A 16038-nucleotide genomic window follows, 5' to 3' on the forward strand; every position below is an offset into this window, starting at 1 on the left:
ACGAAAACAGTTATTAATTTTGCATCTCGACGGGCCCGGGCGCACCAGAATTTTTTTGGAGCACCGCGCCGCAGTAGCCAATTAGCGTGTTAAGTCGCTCCGCCGTCGCAGTTTGCCTTGCGGATGCTGTTGCTGGCTGCTTCGCTACTTGCAAAAACGTGACATCTGTTCCCAATAACCGCAGTTGCTTGTGAATTTCCGTCAAATATGACTGTTCTGGGGGGGGTTCTGAGGCGTCTAACTCAGTGCTGGGGACTCTCATAATTTGGTTTCCGAAAAATTGTTGCACTTTTTTGTATTCGATCGCCAGCGCTGCCCGATCGACCTTATCCTGTGTAACAGTTCTTTGTAGCTGTTCGAGTGCTTGCTGTAATTCTTCGTAGCAATGGCGGCGGTCTTCGGACAATATCATGATTTTGTGAACAAATTTATATTTATAATCAAAGTAGATTCTTGCTTAAGGTTGGCTCAGATGAAGGAAAGCCGTGCCTTTTTGCAGCAATTCCCTGTTTTTTGAGAAAATTTCATCACTGGGGGCGTGACTCGATCGCTCTGGCTTCTGCTTTGAGTTTAGCGTTGCCTGTAAATGCCGATCGCCCGCTCCACCAAAAACAGGTACAGTGTCCTAATGCTCGCTAGAGTGGATATCTTCAAATTTTAGACCCTAGTTCCAGATTCATCTGTCGAGTCAAATCTCAAATCTCAAATCTCAAATCGACTGACCTCCACTGCTACCGCCAAAATATCCCCATTTTACCCGATCGATCGACCGCAGTGGCGGCAGTGGAGTCACTATATTTTCCTACCTGCGAGGGGGGGCGACTCGCAATTAGATAGGTATAGTTAACAGAAAAATTGACTATTTTTTTGAATTGCAAATTGTGGCATTCAATTAGTTTAGTATAACTAAACACATAATTTCGGCAATTCAACCGAAAACTGGCATTTAACCATTTGTATTTCTAATTTTTAAAGGTGTACCCCATGAACGCAAACACTCTGACTCCCTCGAATGCGATCGATCCTTGCATAGTTCCCGACTGGCTGCAAGAATGTCTGAATGCTCGATCGCAACCTGACGAAGCCCCAAATCCGAATTGTACGACGGACAACGGCTTAATTTGTCGGGCCTTTGAATTTGCCCGCGACTTGCACGAAGGACAGTACCGCAAATCGGGAGAACCTTATATTTGCCATCCCGTAGCTGTAGCTGGAATACTCCGATATATGGGCGGAAACAGCGCTATGATTGCTGCTGGTTTCCTCCATGACATTGTGGAAGATACAGATATTACTCTCGAAGAAATAGAACAGCGGTTTGGGGCAGAAGTGCGACAGTTAGTCGAAGGAGTCACCAAGCTTTCTAAGTTTAATTTTTCCAGCAAAACAGAGCGCCTTGCCGAAAATTTCCGCCGAATGTTCCTAGCAATGGCTAAAGATATTCGCGTGATTGTCGTCAAACTCGCAGATAGGCTGCACAATATGAGGACTTTGGAGCATTTGTCCGAAGAAAAGCAGCGCACCATTGCCCTAGAAACCCGAGAGATTTTTGCTCCCCTGGCGAACCGTTTGGGTATCGGGCGCTTTAAGTGGGAATTGGAAGATTTAGCCTTTAAATACCTGGAACCGGAAGCTTACCGCGAAATTCAGGACTTGGTGGCGGTGAAGCGGGGCGATCGAGAAACCCAACTTGCAGAAGTCACAGATTGTTTGCGAGAAAGGCTTGACAATTTAGGCATTAAATGCTATGAAGTCAGCGGCCGTCCCAAACATTTGTACGGGATTTATGGGAAGATGCAGCGCAGGCAAAAAGGCTTTAACCAAGTGTACGATATTGCTGCGGTGCGGATCATAGTAGAAAGCAATGATGACTGTTATCGCGCATTGGCGATCGTCCACGATTCATTCCGCCCGATTCCCGGCCGCTTCAAAGACTATATTGGTTTACCAAAAGCCAACCGCTATCAATCGTTGCACACCGGAGTCATCGGCACCAGCGGCCGCCCCATCGAAGTACAAATTCGCACCGTAGCAATGCACCACATTGCCGAATACGGCATAGCAGCCCACTGGAAATACAAAGAAACCGGCGGTTCCAATACCACAGTAACCGGCGACGACGAAAAATTTACCTGGCTGCGACAACTGCTAGAATGGCAAACCGATCTCAAAGACGATCGCGAATATTTACAAAGCATTAAAGACAACTTATTCGACGAAGATATCTACGTTTTCACTCCTAACGGAGACGTAATTGCTCTCAATAGCGGGTCAACACCCGTAGATTTTGCTTACCGCATTCACACAGAAATAGGCAATCGCTGCACCGGCGCCAGAGTCAACGGGCGGATGGTGACACTAGACAAGGTTTTAAAGAACGGTGATATTGTAGAAATCTTGAATCAAAAAAACGGCCATCCCAGCTCCGATTGGCTGAATTTTGTCAAGACAAACGGAGCAAAAAACCGAATTCGCCAGTGGTTAAAGCGATCGCACCGAGATGAAAATCTCGCTCGCGGGCGGGAATTGCTGGAAAAAGAATTAGGTAAAAACGGCTTAGAATCCTTGCTGAAATCTGAACCCATGCAATCAGTAGCTCAGCGCTGCAACTACCACAGCGTCGAAGATTTAATCGCAGGTTTGGGCTACGGCGAAGTCACCCTAAATCTCGTAGTCAACCGACTGCGAGATTTAGTCAAAGTGCAGCAAAAAATAGAAGCTGCACCCGCAGGAATCCAGGAATCGCCAGTACAAATACCTGCATCAGCCGCACCCAAACCCGTACCGAGTTCATCTCCGAGCAAATCGCCGATCGCAGGTGTAGAAGGATTGCTGTATCATTTAGCCGGCTGTTGCTGTCCGATTCCCGGCGAATCAATTATTGGAGTAGTGACTCGCATCCGAGGAATTTCGATTCACCGACAAGGCTGTTCAAATGTTGAGAGTGTACCGGGTGATAGATTAGTTCCTGTGAGTTGGAATTCCACCAACCGCAATGAATCTCGCCCCAATACTTATCCGGTTAACATTCAAGTCGAAGCGCTCGATCGAGTGGGAGTTCTCAATGATGTATTATCGCATTTAAAAGACAACAAAGTGAACGTCCGCAGCGCTCAAGTCAAAACATATCCAGGATTGCCGGCATTAATTGACTTGTGCATGGATATCCAGGATAAAGAACAGTTCGAGCGGACTTGTATGCAGATTAAAAATATGAGCGATATTTTGAATTTGCGGAGGCTGAGTGAAGCTGAGTGAAGGAACTTAAGAAAGACGGCGGTTGAAACCAGGTTTAGAAAAAATGAAGAAAGACGGCGGTTAAAACCGCGGAGTTTACGGGCACACAAACAAAGTCCGCCTCCGCGGACTGAAGAAGATCACATAATTTTAACCGTTCCTTCTTCAACCTGCGAAGGCAGGTTTTGTCTGTATAGACGCGAATTCTATTCGCCCGGTCTTCTGAAGAAGATCACATAATTTTAACCGTTCGTTCTTCAACCTGCGGAGGCAGGTTTTGCTTGTATAGACGCGAATTCTATTCGCCCGGTCTTCTTCGAGACGCACCCGATTGTAGGTTTGTAGTGAGGACTTTAGTCCGCAAAAAGAAGGACTAAAGTTCTCACTACAAACCTATAGTTGATATTTTGCTCGACATGATATCCAACCATTTTTTGCATAATTCGTGCCTTTATTTCGCCGGAGTTGCAGGCTTGGACTCACCCAATTTTTGCTGCAAAAACTGCCGCGCTAATTGTGCGGCATCCTGCTGTTTCCCATCAACTTGATAGTTGAGTTGGCGCATATCTTCCTCGGAGATTTTGCCGCCCAACTCTGCGAGCACTGGACGCAATTCGGGATATTTTTCCAAAATTTGCGATCGCACAACCGGCACAGCTTCATAGGGCGGGAAATAGTTCTTATCATCTTTGAGCACTACCAAACCCAAACTTTGAATCAAACCATCGGTTGTGCCTCCAGCAATCACATCTACTTCTTTTTGTTGCAGTGCTTGATAAAGCAATCCTAACAGCAACTCCTTCGGTTCTTCCGCAAATTTAATCCCGTAAGTTTTAGCCAATCCGGGAAATCCATCTTCTCTATCTTTGAATTCCGGCCCGAAACCAGCGCGCAATTTTGGTGCAGCTTTACCCAATTGCGAGAGATTTTGCAAGTTAAGTTTTTTGGCATCGTCTCCCCGCACAATAATCGCAAAACCGTTATTAAATCCCAGGGGTTCAGTCCATTCGGCTTTAAACTGTTTGGGATATTCTTGTTTGAGGTAGGCGAGGACTTTTTTGGGGTCAGAAATCGGCTTTTGTTTGAGAATGTTGGTAAAACCTGTACCCGTATATTCGACGTACAAGTCAATTTTTCCTGCTGTTAGGGATTGATGGCAAAGCGAGCCTCCGAGGTTGAGTTCGCGTTCTACTTTAATATCTGTTTTGGCTTCGATGTGCTGTGCTAAAATTTCTGCAAGGATGACTTGTTCGCTAAAGTCTTTTGAGCAAATAACAACTTGTTTTTGAGAACTCGAATTGCAGCTTGTAACTGCGAACAAGCAAAGCAATGATAAACAGGAAGATAAAAAATTGATTTTTGATATTTTCATTTTTTTATTGTAACATTTATGTAGATAGATACAGGAGAAAATATGCTATTGAGTGTCAGGGATACGATCCGGGAGCAGCGACAATTTTTTGCTACTGGGAAAACTAAAGATGTGGATTTTCGGATCGAACAACTCAAAAATCTCAAAAGTGCGATCGTCTCCAATCAATCACGGATTGTGGATGCTGTCAAGGCTGATTTGAACAGGCCGGAGTATGAGGCTTATTTTGAAATTGCTGCGCTCGCAGAAGTTAATTATGCCATCAAAAACGTTGAATCGTGGGCCAAGCCCAAAAAAGTGCCAACACCGATCGATCAATTCCCCGCCTCAGCCCGGATTTACCCGGAACCTTTGGGCGTCGTTTTAATCATCGGGCCTTGGAATTACCCGTTTCAGCTCATGATATCACCTTTAGTCGGGGCGATCGCCGCCGGCAACTGCGCCATCCTCAAACCCTCAGAAATCGCCTCGCACACGTCGAAAGTTGTCGCGGATATGATTCTCACAGCCTTCGATCCCGCCTACATCGCAGCCATCGAAGGAGGAGTTGAAATCAGCCAACAATTATTAGCCGAAAAATTCGACCACATCTTCTTTACCGGAGGCACAAAAATCGGTAAAGTAGTCATGGAAGCCGCCGCCAAACACCTCACACCTGTCACATTAGAATTGGGTGGCAAAAGTCCTTGCATTGTAGACTCAGACATTCAAGTTGAATATACTGCAAGACGCATTGCGTGGGGCAAATTTATCAATGCCGGTCAAACTTGTATTGCTCCAGATTACCTGTTAGTTGACAAAAAAGTTAAACCCGCTTTGATGCAAGCAATTAAAACATCAATTCACGAATTTTACGGCGAAGATCCGCAGAAAAGTCCCGACTATTCCCGAATTATCAATCAGCATCATTTAGGACGTTTGGCAGAGTTTATCAAAGACGGTGAAATTGTCGCGGGCGGTCAAACTAACGTCGAAGACAAATATATTGCGCCGACGGTAATTGACAAGGTTTCCTGGGATTCGCCGGTGATGCAGGATGAGATTTTTGGCCCGATTTTGCCCGTTTTGGAGTATGAAGAGTTCTCAGAGGCGATCGCCCAAATCAACGCCCACCCCAAACCGCTAGCTTTGTATTTGTTCTCAAAGGATAAGGAGAAACAAGAACGAGTTTTGCGCGAAACTTCTTCCGGCGGAGTTTGCATCAACGACACGGTGATGCAAGTCGGAGTTACAACTTTACCTTTTGGCGGAGTTGGCGACAGCGGTATTGGTAGCTATCATGGGAAGGCCAGTTTTGATACTTTTTCACATCAAAAAAGCGTGCTGCAAAAGTCATTTTTACTTGACTTTAAATGGCGGTACGCTCCATATCTAGGTAAGTTGGATTTGATTAAGAAGATTATCGGTTGAGCGAGCGACTACTTGTTTCAATATCATCGGGGCGTGATTTCACCAACATCTACAATACAAATAAGATCGCGGTGTTATTCCGCCCAGATTATCCATAATCTGACAATATATAGCCTTTCTCAAAAAGATGAGGTATGACTGATAGCTTATATAACCAGTTCCACTAAGAGGGCTGAAGCCCAACAACGTACCTCATATGAGAGCTAGATCCGCTATAACTTGATAAACCAACAATATGAACGAGAATTTACCAGAAATATTAGCTGAACTGCGCCACTACTTTAATGATTTGTACGGCGACAGACTTGTACAGTTAATTCTCTACGGTTCCCAAGCCAGAGGAGATGCGAAACCAGATTCTGATATTGATATTTTGGTTGTATTGGACGAACCTGTGAGTGCTGGCAAAGAAATCGCTCGCACGAGTGAATTTGTTGCCGCTTTGTGCTTAGATCGTACTGTAGTAATTTCCCGGACTTTCGCCTCCGCAGCACGTTTTCAGCAAGAGAGAAGTCCTTTCTTTCTAAATGTTCGCAGAGAAGGAGTATTGATTTGATACCAGAACAAATTGCTTTTTTAACCAAAGCCGTTGAAAGCTTACGAGCAGCTAAGTTGTTAGCTGGATCGAATAGGTTTGTAGTGCGGACTTTAGTCCGCAGAATTTGATGCGGACTAAAGTCCTCACTACAAACCTTTTGAATTTAACGAAATTAGATGCTGGGAAATCAGCCACCTGCTTAATATTGCTTGAGTTAAAATAAAGTCAGTTATTCCCCTAAATTCTTATGTTTCCTAAATATCCCGTGCCTCAAACAGAACCGCCCCGATCGCCAAAAGAAACGCTTCCCACGATGTACGATCTACCTAGCGAAAATCCGGAGGAACCTGGTTTGCCTGATGAATTTCACGGCTTGCAACCGCAGTTGCTGAGCTACACTTTCCGCCCTTCCACCTATTCAGCTTCCCAAATATTTACCGGGAGCGACATGAATCTTTATTATGACGTGCGTCACCCGCTTTGGTACAAGCGCCCGGATTGGTTTGGAGTTGTCGGAGTTTCCCGATTGTATGATGAAGTTGATCTGCGGCTGAGTTATGTCATTTGGCAAGAGGGTGTGAATCCTTTTGTGATTGTAGAATTGCTCTCGCCGGGAACAGAAAAAGAAGATTTGGGAGAAAATGAGGGGGAAAATATACCGTCTGCGCCTGAACAAATAGCAGGAAATGGTAACATTAACCACGAACCGAGTTCGGAAAAGCCACTGCGGAAATGGGAGGTTTACGAGCAGGTTTTGCGAATTCCTTATTATGTTGTTTTCAGTCGCTACACCAATCGATTGAGGGCTTTTAAATTGGATGGCGCTCGCTATGAAGAATTAGAACTGTCTGACTCGCGCCTGTGGATGCCTGAGATTGATTTAGGCTTGGGTTTGTGGCACGGGGATTATCTGGGAGTCGATCGACTGTGGTTGCGCTGGTACGATAGTGAGGGCAATTGGATTCCGACTCCCGAGGAGCGAGCCGAACAGGCACAAGAGCGTGCCGATGAGGCACAAGAGCGCGCCGATGAGGCACAAGAGCGTGCCGAGCAGGAAAGACAGCGTGCAGAGATTGCCGAAACTCGCTTACAATCTTTCATCGAAAGACTGCGGGAATCTGGCATCGATCCCGATCGATTCTTGAACGGTTAATACTGAATGAGGCGGGAAAAGAGAGAAAGTGCGATCGCTCTTTTCATGAGTATAGGGAAAAAAGGGCGATCGAACATTTATTTACATCAGGCTGACGCACAACGATCGTGCTATAATTAAAGTTGGTAAGTGTTCGATAGCGAGCCAGAGACAATGAGTAAAACTGTAGAAGTAACTGTAGTCAAGAAACCAAAGCAATTAAAAGACTATTTTGATTTTTGGGCGGCTGATGATATTCGCATTAAAGAGACCCGCATTGGGATCGAGGATATTCTCGATGAATACATTTATGGTAAGAAATCACCAGAAGTCATAGCAGAGCTGTTTCCCACAGTAACTTTAGAGCAAATTTACGCTACAATTTTTTACTATCTACAAAATCCAGAAATTGTAGAAAAGTATGTAGAAGATTGGTTAGAGTACACTCTAAAAGCACAGGCAGAACACGATAAAAATCCTCCGCCTGTTGTCTTACGGCTTCGGAAGTTAAAAGCAGAAGGCGATGCGAATCGGGCAGCAGCACAATAAATGGCAATTCAGTACCTTATAGATGAAAATATGCCGTCCTTGTATCGCGAACAGCTATTGCGTCATCTACCAAATTTAATTATCCACACGGTTGGGGATTCAGGTGTGCCACCTAGAGGTACACTAGATCCAGAAATTATAGTTTGGTGTGAAAAAAATGGTTTTTTACTCATTACTAAGAACCGCCGCTCAATGCCATTTCACTTGGCAGATCATTTAAGCACAGGTCATCATTTACCAGGAATTTTGGTACTTCGCCGTCAAGCAGATGTTGGTCAAGTGATTGCTGATTTAGTATTAATTGCAGAAGCGGCTGATGATGATGAATATCTAGATCGCATTAGTTATGTACCTTTAGCTTAATCCTAATAGAATACCCAGAAAACTATCATCGAACTAAAAAGCAATTTATGCCCACCCTATTGCAAGAAAAATGTGCCGCCTGCCTCCCAAACTCTCCCCGCGTCACAGCTTACGAAATTGTCCAACTCAAACCTCAAATTCCCGACTGGAATTTGATTGAAAAAAATGGTATTCCCCAGTTAGAGCGCACTTACAAGTTCCCGGATTTCAAAAGTGCGATCGCCTTTACTAACAGTGTAGGCGAAGCAGCAGAAACTGAAGGGCATCACCCCGCACTGTTAACCGAATGGGGAAAAGTTACCGTTACTTGGTGGACTCACTCGATTTCGGGACTGCACCGCAATGATTTTATTATGGCCGCGAGAACAGATGCGATCGCACATCAATTCTCAACCTAAAATCAGATCTATCGGCTAATGATAGTTTCAGATGTCGGAGCGCCGAATACGGGTGAATGTTGTTGATTCGTATTCAACAATTCCAGATTCAGGCGGTAGCCGACATTCCGCACAGTTTGAATTAGACTCGGCTGTCGCGGGTCGATTTCGATTTTTTTCCGCAGAGAGAGTACGTGAGTGTCGATCGTGCGCGGGTTGTCAATCGCATCCGGCCACGCCCGACGCAGCAAATCGGAGCGCGACAAAGGCACTCCTCCAGCTTGAGCCAGCACGTACAGCAGGCTGAATTCCTGGGGAGTAAGCTCGATGTGTTCCTCATGCAGCCTGACTCGGCGCTGTACCAAGTCAATTTTTAGCCGCCCGCACTCCAGCATCGCGGGCGGTACCATTGTGCGGTTGCGGCGCATCAGGGCTTCCACCCTAGCCATAAATTCTTGCATCCCAAACGGTTTAGTCAGGTAATCGTCGGCGCCCGACTTCAAACCTTCGACAATATCCGCTTCTGAATTCCGCGCTGATAGCATCAAAATCAGCGATTGCTGCTGCTGTTGGAGCCAGCGGCAAAATTCCAAACCGTCCCCATCAGGCAATTGGGCATCAAGAATCACTAGGGTTGGCTGGCGGCTGAAAAATATTTCCCTAGCATGACTGATATCCGCTGATTGGTGCACCCAGTGACCGACTTGCTGTAAATGCCAGCCCAAGAGCGATCGCAGGTGCGGATTTCCTTCAACAATTGAAATACTTGCAGATCCCACAACGGCGAGCTTCCCTTATCACTAATGGGTACCAGGTTAACAGAGCTTTTGTCAAGGTTTTGTAACCATGGCTACTCAAGCATAAGCTGCGTTTAAAGCGACGAACAAACTTCTAGTATCAATTTTAAAGATTTGGTCAAATTGCGATCGTCAGACCTGAGAAAGGTTAAATCATTCTGGCGGTGAGCTTACAATGAAAATAATATAGCTTACAGCCGATCGAGCCTATGACCTAGCCACCTGCTTTGACCGAACCCCCCGACAGGGTATCCACTCCCAGGAAGTTGACAAATCGCGTAACTGAAACTAAAATGCGTGCAACCGTTCGCTCGGTAGCCGGAACACTCACTCAGTTCGATCGCCAAATTCAGCAACATCCCGATTCTATTAAACGCACGGTGAATTATTTAGGTGCGCGCCAAAGAGTCGAGCCACTGCATAGCAGCAAGTGAAATTTTTTATGGAGGGTAGCCTGTTGAGCAGGGTAAAAGCTTTTATTTAGCAATCGCCTCTCTTCTGAGCTTGCTCAGTATGAATCCGGGCAGTTCCTAAATCCCGCCGTCATTATACACCACAAAGGATTTCAAACTCAGACCATGCTACAAGATACCCAAACAATCCGGCACTACCAAAAACTCACCGACGCTCTCGTCGAAATGTGGAATAGAGGTTATCGTTTCGATGACCTGCGGCTTTACTTAGATGGCTACCTCGCAGCCCTGCGACATTGTAACAGCCTGGAACCCTATCTGATTCACAGATTAGAGGAAGAAGCAGCGCGTTACATTCACGATACTTCCAATTTTGAAATGCCACAGACACAAACGCAAGCTGAATCAGACTATTATTAAACACCAAATTTGGTTTAATAAACCCGCTGATTATTTGGGCATCGGGCATCGGCAAAAGAGGGAATCGGGAATCGGGAATTGGTTATTTGTGATTTCCTGCTTTTTCCTTCTTCCTTCTTGCTTCTGCTATAAATCAACCTAATTCAACGTAAAACCCGGTTGCTATTAGATCCCCGGCTTCTTGAAGAAGTCGGGGCTATGTTTGTTCTGTCTGATTTTAAACAGTGGGCAATTGACAATTGTCCGCTAGCGGGTTTAACTTCCCCACTTCAGGAATGTGGCGTGGGGGAGTGGAGTTGAAATCCCCATAAAAAAACCTCACGCTTCACACTTTACTGTCAACTGTCAACTGTCAACTGTCAACTGTCAACTGTCAACTGTCAATTGTTTAAGAAGCCAAAGCGACTTCTACAACTTCTTGCAATTCGCCCTTTTGATACATTTCGATCAGAATATCCGAGCCGCCAAGAAACTCGCCATTGATATAAACTTGGGGAATTGTCGGCCAGTTGGAATACTCTTTAACGCCTTGACGAATTTCTTGGTCTGCCAAAACATCAACTGTTTCGTAAGGCACTCCCATCGTATTGAGAATTTGCACCACAGTATTAGAGAAACCGCACTGTGGCATTAACTTATTGCCCTTCATGAACACCATGATTTTGTTTTGCTTAACCAATTCGTCAATTCTTTCATGTGCTGTACTCATGGTATCTCCTAATATTGTTTGAAAATTTTTAAACGTTGACAGTAGTTTCTGATGAGGCAGAAACCGGGTTTTTAACGAAAATTTCTCGTTACCAGAAAGAATTGGTTGAAAGCCCCAAGTCTTTGAGGGAGAAATTAAAATCAGACTATTGATTACTCCAATCCTCGGACTTAAGGGTAGAGGTCGCTATCAAACTGTCAACTGTCAACTGTCAACTGTCAACTGTCAACTGTTGAAAGCCATAGATTCCGGTGCAAAAGCCGATTTCTTTGGTTAGCAACTGTTTCTCAAGCGACTATTGACACAAGCACAAACTTGCGATAATTGCGACTAAAAAACTAAGCAACTTCACTTTTGGCTGCCCATTCTGCCGGAGTTAAGGTTTCCAACGCCAAAGCGTGGATAGCTTCACTAGCCATTGCCTGTTTGAGAGCTCCGTAAACCAGTTGGTGTTGCTGTACTCGGGTTTTCCCTTCAAAGGCAGCAGAGACTACTCTCACCTGGTAGTGATCGCCGCCTCTCAAATCCTCAACTTTTAGCTTAGCGTCTGGTAATCCAGTCTGAATCATTTCTGCTACTTGAGACGGTGTAACCATTGGTATTTGTGATAAAGGGCTGTATTGAGTATTTTAGTGGAACTATTTGTTAGACGATCGCGGTTGAGTTGCAGCAGGCCGGGGATAGGGGGCATCCACAAAGCCCAATTCCAGTAATTGCTGGTAAGCTTTTTTACCCAAGTCGCGAGTTGGCTGTTGCGATCGAATAATCTGAATCAGTAGGGGAACAGCCAGTTCCGGCTTATTTTGTGCGCGGTGTACCAACGCCAGCCGGTAGGTAGCTTCGTCGCGCATTTGGGCTGTTTCCACAGCTTTGGTGCGGTTGCTGTCGGCCAAGCGGATGTCAATTCCGGCAAAACTGCTGCCCAGTTGCTGGTAGAAGTTGGAGAGTTGATTGAAAATTTGGCGGGATTCTTGAAGTTTTTGAGCCGCCAGCGTGTAATTTTGACTGGAAATAGCACCACTGGCTTCTGTCATCAAACGCTGACCTCCGGCAATGCTCAGTACGCTGCTGTCTGGGGTGACAGGGCGGAGGTTGTTGGGGTCTGTGGGGTCGTCGGCGGGTTCGACTTGCGGTTGGTTATCTGGCCGAGAAGGTTGTTGTGCTTGGGCTTGGAGCGGTTGCAACAGGGTCAAAACTGCGATCGCCCCGATCGTCATCCGGGCGGTGAAGCGAAGCCAGCAAACAGTTGCAGAGTATACCATGAAATTACTTTGCGCCTCGGCGCTTTAAAAAGATATTTAGCTTGAGCCGATCTTACCATTGGCGATCGCAACCGGCTAAGTGTAAACCAAATTTGTTCAAATGTCAAAGGGTGCGATCGATTTTGGATTAAACAAAGGAAATCGCGGGGGATTGGACATATCCCGGCGATTTAGTCCCGGAGGCAGAAACCGGGTTTTTTTACCTAAATACTGCATTTGAGGCTTTAAAATTGGTGAAAAACCCGGTTTCTTTGGTTTTGATGCGTAAGTTTCGATCTAATTTAACAATAAAATGAACCATGAATATCACAATCGAGAAAACAGTCTACGGTCAACTGCTGGCGAAATCGCAGCCTAAGCCCATCCTGAACGAAGAAGATAACGATCTTGCCCTCGCAGAAGTCGATTTTCTGATGTCTAAGGAAGAATTAACACTAGAAGAAGAAACTTTACTGAGTCTCTGGGGAATCTTGATCGAAGAATACGAATCAAAATATTACCCAGATCCAGAAGTGACTCCCCGGGATGTTCTATTGCATTTCATGGAAATTCGCGAACTCAAACAAGCTGATTTAGTCGGCGTGATTGGTTCCAAAGGAGTAGTCTCTGAGGTGGTTAATGGGAAACGGGCGATTAGCAAGGCGCAAGCTAAGGCGCTGGGAGATTTTTTTAACGTTAATCCTAGCGTATTTATTTGATGGTAGTTGTTCGATCTTTGTCGATCGGCATTTTTGGGGCGGGCAGGATGCCCACCCCACAAGAAGATTCAGTCTTTTTTTGGGGCGGGTTCAAAGCCCAACCCCTACTCCCCACAAGAAGATTCAGTCTTTGTGGAACAGGCATCTTGCCTGTTTTTCAGAGATATAGTAAATACTGGATCAAAACTGAACAGGGGCATTTCTAATGACACAACCGATCGCACTTTCCGCAAATACCTTACAAAATTATCAAGGTATCGGAGTTCCCGAAGCAAGTCTGGCAGTGATTTTGCAGCGCGGCGGCGATGAATTGTTGCTGTCAAAAGTTCCAAACCGCTTTACAGTCCGTCCGTCAGCGACAGCATCGACATCAAATAATTGGGCTGCAACAAATCAGGCAAAACTTAACCGTCGCGTCGGCCAAAGTAATCTGGAAGAATATCTAGTGGCGCCGGAAAACCTAGATGCAGCAATGCAAGCCGCCCGCGCCAGTGATGCTGTAGTTTTTGCCAGCCATGTCTATTGTCCCGCAAACAATCCGAGTACATTCTTTTATTTAACCGATCGCATTACTATTCAATTTGGCGAACAAGTAAACGAAGAATCGCGAAGTGCGATCGCCAATGCAGCAAATTTAACAATAATCCGGCCAGTCGAAGGCATTCCCAATACCTTCGTCTGCGAAGTCACCAAACAAGCAACCGAAAACCCGATTAAAATTGCCAACCGCTTGACAAGATATCCAGAAGTTTTGGTGGCGGAACCCAATATTATCCTAGAAACTCAGCAACATTATACACCCCGCGATCCGCTTTATCCCAAACAGTGGTATCTCAATAACAAAGGCGGTGACGGAGTTGTCAGCGGCGCTCAAATTTATGCAGAACCAGCTTGGGATATGACTCGCGGCGTGCGATCGATCGTAATTGCGATCGCCGATGATTCAGTCGATCTGACGCACCCCGATTTTCAAGGCCAAGGCAAAATCGTCTCGCCCATCGATTTCAAAGACGGCGACACTTCCCCGATGCCGGTTGCTGAATCGGACAACCACGGGACAAGTTGCGCCGGTGTCGCCGCTGCGGAAGAAAACGGTAAAGGTACTGTCGGCGTCGCCCCCGGATGCGCCGTGATGCCGATCCGTACCACGGGTTTTCTCGATGACGAGTCGATCGAAAAAATATTCAATTGGGCGATCGACAAAGGCGCCGCCGTCATCTCTTGCAGTTGGGGGCCTGGGGCAGTTTACTATCCGCTTTCCCTACGCCAAAGCGCCGCTATCACCAAAGCAGCAACCCAAGGGCGGGGCGGCAGAGGCTGCGTGATTCTGTTTGCTGCGGGGAATGCCAACCGCCCCGTTAACGGGACTGTGGACGAGAAAGGCTGGCCAAATAACGTTGTGGGCGGCAAAACTAATTGGCTAGCAGGATTTGCCGTACACCCCGATGTAATTGCGGTGTCTGCTTCCACTTCCCTCAACAAAAAAGCAGCCTACAGCAATTGGGGCACCAGCATCTCGGTTTGCGCGCCCAGCAACAACGCACCGCCTGGAACCTGGCTACCAGAAACCGGATTTATTGCGACTGCGCCGGAGGTGTCGGAGTATTTGCCAGGTTTGGGGGTGTTTACTGCCGATCGCGTCGGGGTTGCCGGCTACGACTCGGGGGACTACACCGATAGCTTTGGCGGCACTTCCAGCGCCACTCCAGTAGTCGCTGGAGTGGCAGGTTTAGTGCTTTCGGCAAACCCTCGTTTGACGGCGCGGGAAGTGCGGGGAATTCTCGAACAAACTGCTGACAAAATTGTCGATGCCGATGCCGATCCGCAGTTGGGGAATCGCCTGGGAAATTACGATGCTAATACTCGCCGCAGCGATTGGTTCGGTTACGGGAAAGTGAATGCTTTAAAAGCTGTGCAAGCTGCGGTGAGAAAGGCTGGCGGCAATCCAAATATCGGCGGTTCCAGGTTCAGCGATATTTCTGGACATTGGGCAGAAAAGTTTATTGAAGCTTTGGCTGCGGCGAATATAATTAGCGGTTTTCCTGATGGTTCTTTCGGGCCTGACAACAGTTTAAATCGCGCTCAATATGCGGCGCTTTTGGTGAGTGCATTTAGTCCGATTCCGAAGGCGGCGGCTACCAATTTTATTGATGTTTCGGCGAGTTTTTGGGCGAGAAGTGCGATCGAACGGGCGAATCGGGCGGGGTTTTTGTCGGGGTTTCCGGGGTTGAAGTTTGGCCCGAATCAGAATTTGACGAAGACTGAGGCGATCGTATCTTTGGTTAACGGTTTACAACTTAAGGGTGGCAATCCCGATATTTTGAAAGTTTACAGCGATCGCAATCAAATTCCTAATTTTGCTTTAAGCGCCGCAGCCACAGCAACAGCTTTGAAGATTGTAGTAAACTATCCGGCGCGCGATCGGCTTTCTGGGCAGCGAGACATCACCCGGGCTGAGATTTCGGCTTTGATTTACCAGACATTGGTAGCAATTAATCGCGCCAAGGCGATCGACTCTCCCTACATTGTCTAGCCACTCCCGAACCGCTGTTGGGCATACCGAATTATTCTGGTCATCTTCAGGCGGTTCGCGAGTAATATCGCCGTTCGTAGTGCGGACTTCAGTCCGCAGCATATTGCGGACTGAAGTCCGCACTACGAACAGTTTTTTGTTATGGTAATCGACCCCACATGATATTAAGATATATCCACAAAAAAGACGGTCGAATAATTCTATTGTGTCCGATCTGCGATCGATTAA

General features: G+C 46.4%; 18 protein-coding genes. 12 read left to right on the forward strand and 6 right to left on the reverse strand.

Going from position 1 to position 16038, the window contains the following annotated elements:
- Window positions 1-13: 13 nt before the first annotated feature.
- A complete protein-coding gene (patD, locus tag JGK20_RS01715) occupies window positions 14-412 on the reverse strand; it encodes a heterocyst frequency control protein PatD (protein ID WP_293189611.1) in 399 nt (132 codons plus the stop codon).
- A 101-nt stretch (window positions 413-513) separates the two neighbouring features.
- Between patD and JGK20_RS01720 the strand changes: the two genes are divergently transcribed.
- Both JGK20_RS01720 and JGK20_RS01725 read left to right on the forward strand, forming a co-directional pair.
- Window positions 514-639: a hypothetical protein gene (locus tag JGK20_RS01720; RefSeq protein WP_293175899.1), complete on the forward strand. Its 126-nt coding sequence runs from the start codon at window positions 514-516 to the stop codon at window positions 637-639.
- Between the two features lie 345 nt (window positions 640-984).
- Window positions 985-3258 (forward strand): bifunctional (p)ppGpp synthetase/guanosine-3',5'-bis(diphosphate) 3'-pyrophosphohydrolase, encoded by a 2274-nt coding sequence (locus JGK20_RS01725; RefSeq protein ID WP_293175901.1) that lies wholly within the window; start codon window positions 985-987, stop codon window positions 3256-3258.
- Between the two features lie 430 nt (window positions 3259-3688).
- On the opposite strand, the gene JGK20_RS01730 is transcribed toward JGK20_RS01725, so the two are convergent.
- Entirely contained in the window at window positions 3689-4558 is an 870-nt protein-coding gene (locus JGK20_RS01730; protein WP_293217462.1) for a glycine betaine ABC transporter substrate-binding protein, read from the reverse strand.
- A gap of 93 nt (window positions 4559-4651) precedes the next feature.
- Here JGK20_RS01730 and JGK20_RS01735 point away from each other — a divergent pair, with 93 nt between their 5' ends.
- From JGK20_RS01735 to JGK20_RS01760, 6 genes are all read left to right on the forward strand, one after another.
- Window positions 4652-6019, forward strand: a complete 1368-nt coding sequence (locus JGK20_RS01735; RefSeq protein WP_293175905.1) for an aldehyde dehydrogenase — start codon at window positions 4652-4654, stop codon at window positions 6017-6019.
- A 235-nt stretch (window positions 6020-6254) separates the two neighbouring features.
- The gene (locus JGK20_RS01740; RefSeq protein ID WP_293229085.1) at window positions 6255-6575 is read left to right on the forward strand and encodes a nucleotidyltransferase domain-containing protein; all 321 of its coding nucleotides are present in this window, start codon (window positions 6255-6257) and stop codon (window positions 6573-6575) included.
- A 229-nt stretch (window positions 6576-6804) separates the two neighbouring features.
- Window positions 6805-7710 carry a Uma2 family endonuclease gene (locus tag JGK20_RS01745; RefSeq protein WP_293229088.1) on the forward strand — a complete coding sequence of 302 codons (906 nt, stop codon included), beginning with the start codon at window positions 6805-6807 and terminating at the stop codon, window positions 7708-7710.
- A gap of 153 nt (window positions 7711-7863) precedes the next feature.
- Window positions 7864-8238 (forward strand): DUF433 domain-containing protein, encoded by a 375-nt coding sequence (locus JGK20_RS01750; protein ID WP_293175912.1) that lies wholly within the window; start codon window positions 7864-7866, stop codon window positions 8236-8238.
- A complete protein-coding gene (locus JGK20_RS01755) occupies window positions 8239-8601 on the forward strand; it encodes a DUF5615 family PIN-like protein (RefSeq protein WP_293175914.1) in 363 nt (120 codons plus the stop codon).
- Between the two features lie 47 nt (window positions 8602-8648).
- A complete protein-coding gene (locus tag JGK20_RS01760) occupies window positions 8649-8999 on the forward strand; it encodes a 4a-hydroxytetrahydrobiopterin dehydratase (protein ID WP_293175916.1) in 351 nt (116 codons plus the stop codon).
- An 8-nt stretch (window positions 9000-9007) separates the two neighbouring features.
- On the opposite strand, the gene JGK20_RS01765 is transcribed toward JGK20_RS01760, so the two are convergent.
- A complete protein-coding gene (locus JGK20_RS01765) occupies window positions 9008-9757 on the reverse strand; it encodes a response regulator transcription factor (protein ID WP_293175918.1) in 750 nt (249 codons plus the stop codon).
- Window positions 9758-10068: 311 nt separating this feature from the next.
- Here JGK20_RS01765 and JGK20_RS01770 point away from each other — a divergent pair, with 311 nt between their 5' ends.
- A complete protein-coding gene (locus tag JGK20_RS01770) occupies window positions 10069-10209 on the forward strand; it encodes a hypothetical protein (protein ID WP_293175920.1) in 141 nt (46 codons plus the stop codon).
- A 144-nt stretch (window positions 10210-10353) separates the two neighbouring features.
- The gene (locus tag JGK20_RS01775; RefSeq protein ID WP_293175922.1) at window positions 10354-10608 is read left to right on the forward strand and encodes a DUF6761 family protein; all 255 of its coding nucleotides are present in this window, start codon (window positions 10354-10356) and stop codon (window positions 10606-10608) included.
- A gap of 388 nt (window positions 10609-10996) precedes the next feature.
- Here the strand turns inward: JGK20_RS01775 and grxD are convergent, their stop codons facing one another.
- The 3 genes from grxD to JGK20_RS01790 all read right to left on the reverse strand — a co-directional run bounded on the left by grxD (window position 10997) and on the right by JGK20_RS01790 (window position 12579).
- A complete protein-coding gene (grxD, locus tag JGK20_RS01780) occupies window positions 10997-11317 on the reverse strand; it encodes a Grx4 family monothiol glutaredoxin (protein WP_293175924.1) in 321 nt (106 codons plus the stop codon).
- Between the two features lie 338 nt (window positions 11318-11655).
- Complete coding sequence (locus JGK20_RS01785; RefSeq protein WP_293175926.1) at window positions 11656-11913, reverse strand: BolA family transcriptional regulator; 258 nt, start codon at window positions 11911-11913, stop codon at window positions 11656-11658.
- 42 nt (window positions 11914-11955) lie between these two features.
- Window positions 11956-12579 carry a hypothetical protein gene (locus JGK20_RS01790; RefSeq protein ID WP_293175928.1) on the reverse strand — a complete coding sequence of 208 codons (624 nt, stop codon included), beginning with the start codon at window positions 12577-12579 and terminating at the stop codon, window positions 11956-11958.
- A gap of 299 nt (window positions 12580-12878) precedes the next feature.
- Between JGK20_RS01790 and JGK20_RS01795 the strand changes: the two genes are divergently transcribed.
- Window positions 12879-13277 carry a transcriptional regulator gene (locus JGK20_RS01795; RefSeq protein WP_293175930.1) on the forward strand — a complete coding sequence of 133 codons (399 nt, stop codon included), beginning with the start codon at window positions 12879-12881 and terminating at the stop codon, window positions 13275-13277.
- Between the two features lie 205 nt (window positions 13278-13482).
- Window positions 13483-15810 carry a S8 family serine peptidase gene (locus JGK20_RS01800; protein ID WP_293229092.1) on the forward strand — a complete coding sequence of 776 codons (2328 nt, stop codon included), beginning with the start codon at window positions 13483-13485 and terminating at the stop codon, window positions 15808-15810.
- Window positions 15811-16038 lie beyond the last annotated feature (228 nt).

This window comes from Microcoleus sp. PH2017_05_CCC_O_A (assembly GCF_020738785.1).
Lineage (GTDB): Bacteria > Cyanobacteriota > Cyanobacteriia > Cyanobacteriales > Microcoleaceae > Microcoleus.

What these genes read in the sequence shown, in the direction of transcription:
- patD (WP_293189611.1), bottom strand. Translation starts at nt 412, where the DNA reads ATGATATTGTCCGAAGACCGCCGCCATTGCTACGAAGAATTACAGCAA.
- JGK20_RS01725 (WP_293175901.1), top strand. Translation starts at nt 985, where the DNA reads ATGAACGCAAACACTCTGACTCCCTCGAATGCGATCGATCCTTGCATA.
- JGK20_RS01735 (WP_293175905.1), top strand. Translation starts at nt 4,652, where the DNA reads ATGCTATTGAGTGTCAGGGATACGATCCGGGAGCAGCGACAATTTTTT.
- JGK20_RS01740 (WP_293229085.1), top strand. Translation starts at nt 6,255, where the DNA reads ATGAACGAGAATTTACCAGAAATATTAGCTGAACTGCGCCACTACTTT.
- JGK20_RS01745 (WP_293229088.1), top strand. Translation starts at nt 6,805, where the DNA reads ATGTTTCCTAAATATCCCGTGCCTCAAACAGAACCGCCCCGATCGCCA.
- JGK20_RS01750 (WP_293175912.1), top strand. Translation starts at nt 7,864, where the DNA reads ATGAGTAAAACTGTAGAAGTAACTGTAGTCAAGAAACCAAAGCAATTA.
- JGK20_RS01755 (WP_293175914.1), top strand. Translation starts at nt 8,239, where the DNA reads ATGGCAATTCAGTACCTTATAGATGAAAATATGCCGTCCTTGTATCGC.
- JGK20_RS01760 (WP_293175916.1), top strand. Translation starts at nt 8,649, where the DNA reads ATGCCCACCCTATTGCAAGAAAAATGTGCCGCCTGCCTCCCAAACTCT.
- JGK20_RS01770 (WP_293175920.1), top strand. Translation starts at nt 10,069, where the DNA reads ATGCGTGCAACCGTTCGCTCGGTAGCCGGAACACTCACTCAGTTCGAT.
- JGK20_RS01775 (WP_293175922.1), top strand. Translation starts at nt 10,354, where the DNA reads ATGCTACAAGATACCCAAACAATCCGGCACTACCAAAAACTCACCGAC.
- grxD (WP_293175924.1), bottom strand. Translation starts at nt 11,317, where the DNA reads ATGAGTACAGCACATGAAAGAATTGACGAATTGGTTAAGCAAAACAAA.
- JGK20_RS01785 (WP_293175926.1), bottom strand. Translation starts at nt 11,913, where the DNA reads ATGGTTACACCGTCTCAAGTAGCAGAAATGATTCAGACTGGATTACCA.
- JGK20_RS01790 (WP_293175928.1), bottom strand. Translation starts at nt 12,579, where the DNA reads ATGGTATACTCTGCAACTGTTTGCTGGCTTCGCTTCACCGCCCGGATG.
- JGK20_RS01795 (WP_293175930.1), top strand. Translation starts at nt 12,879, where the DNA reads ATGAATATCACAATCGAGAAAACAGTCTACGGTCAACTGCTGGCGAAA.
- JGK20_RS01800 (WP_293229092.1), top strand. Translation starts at nt 13,483, where the DNA reads ATGACACAACCGATCGCACTTTCCGCAAATACCTTACAAAATTATCAA.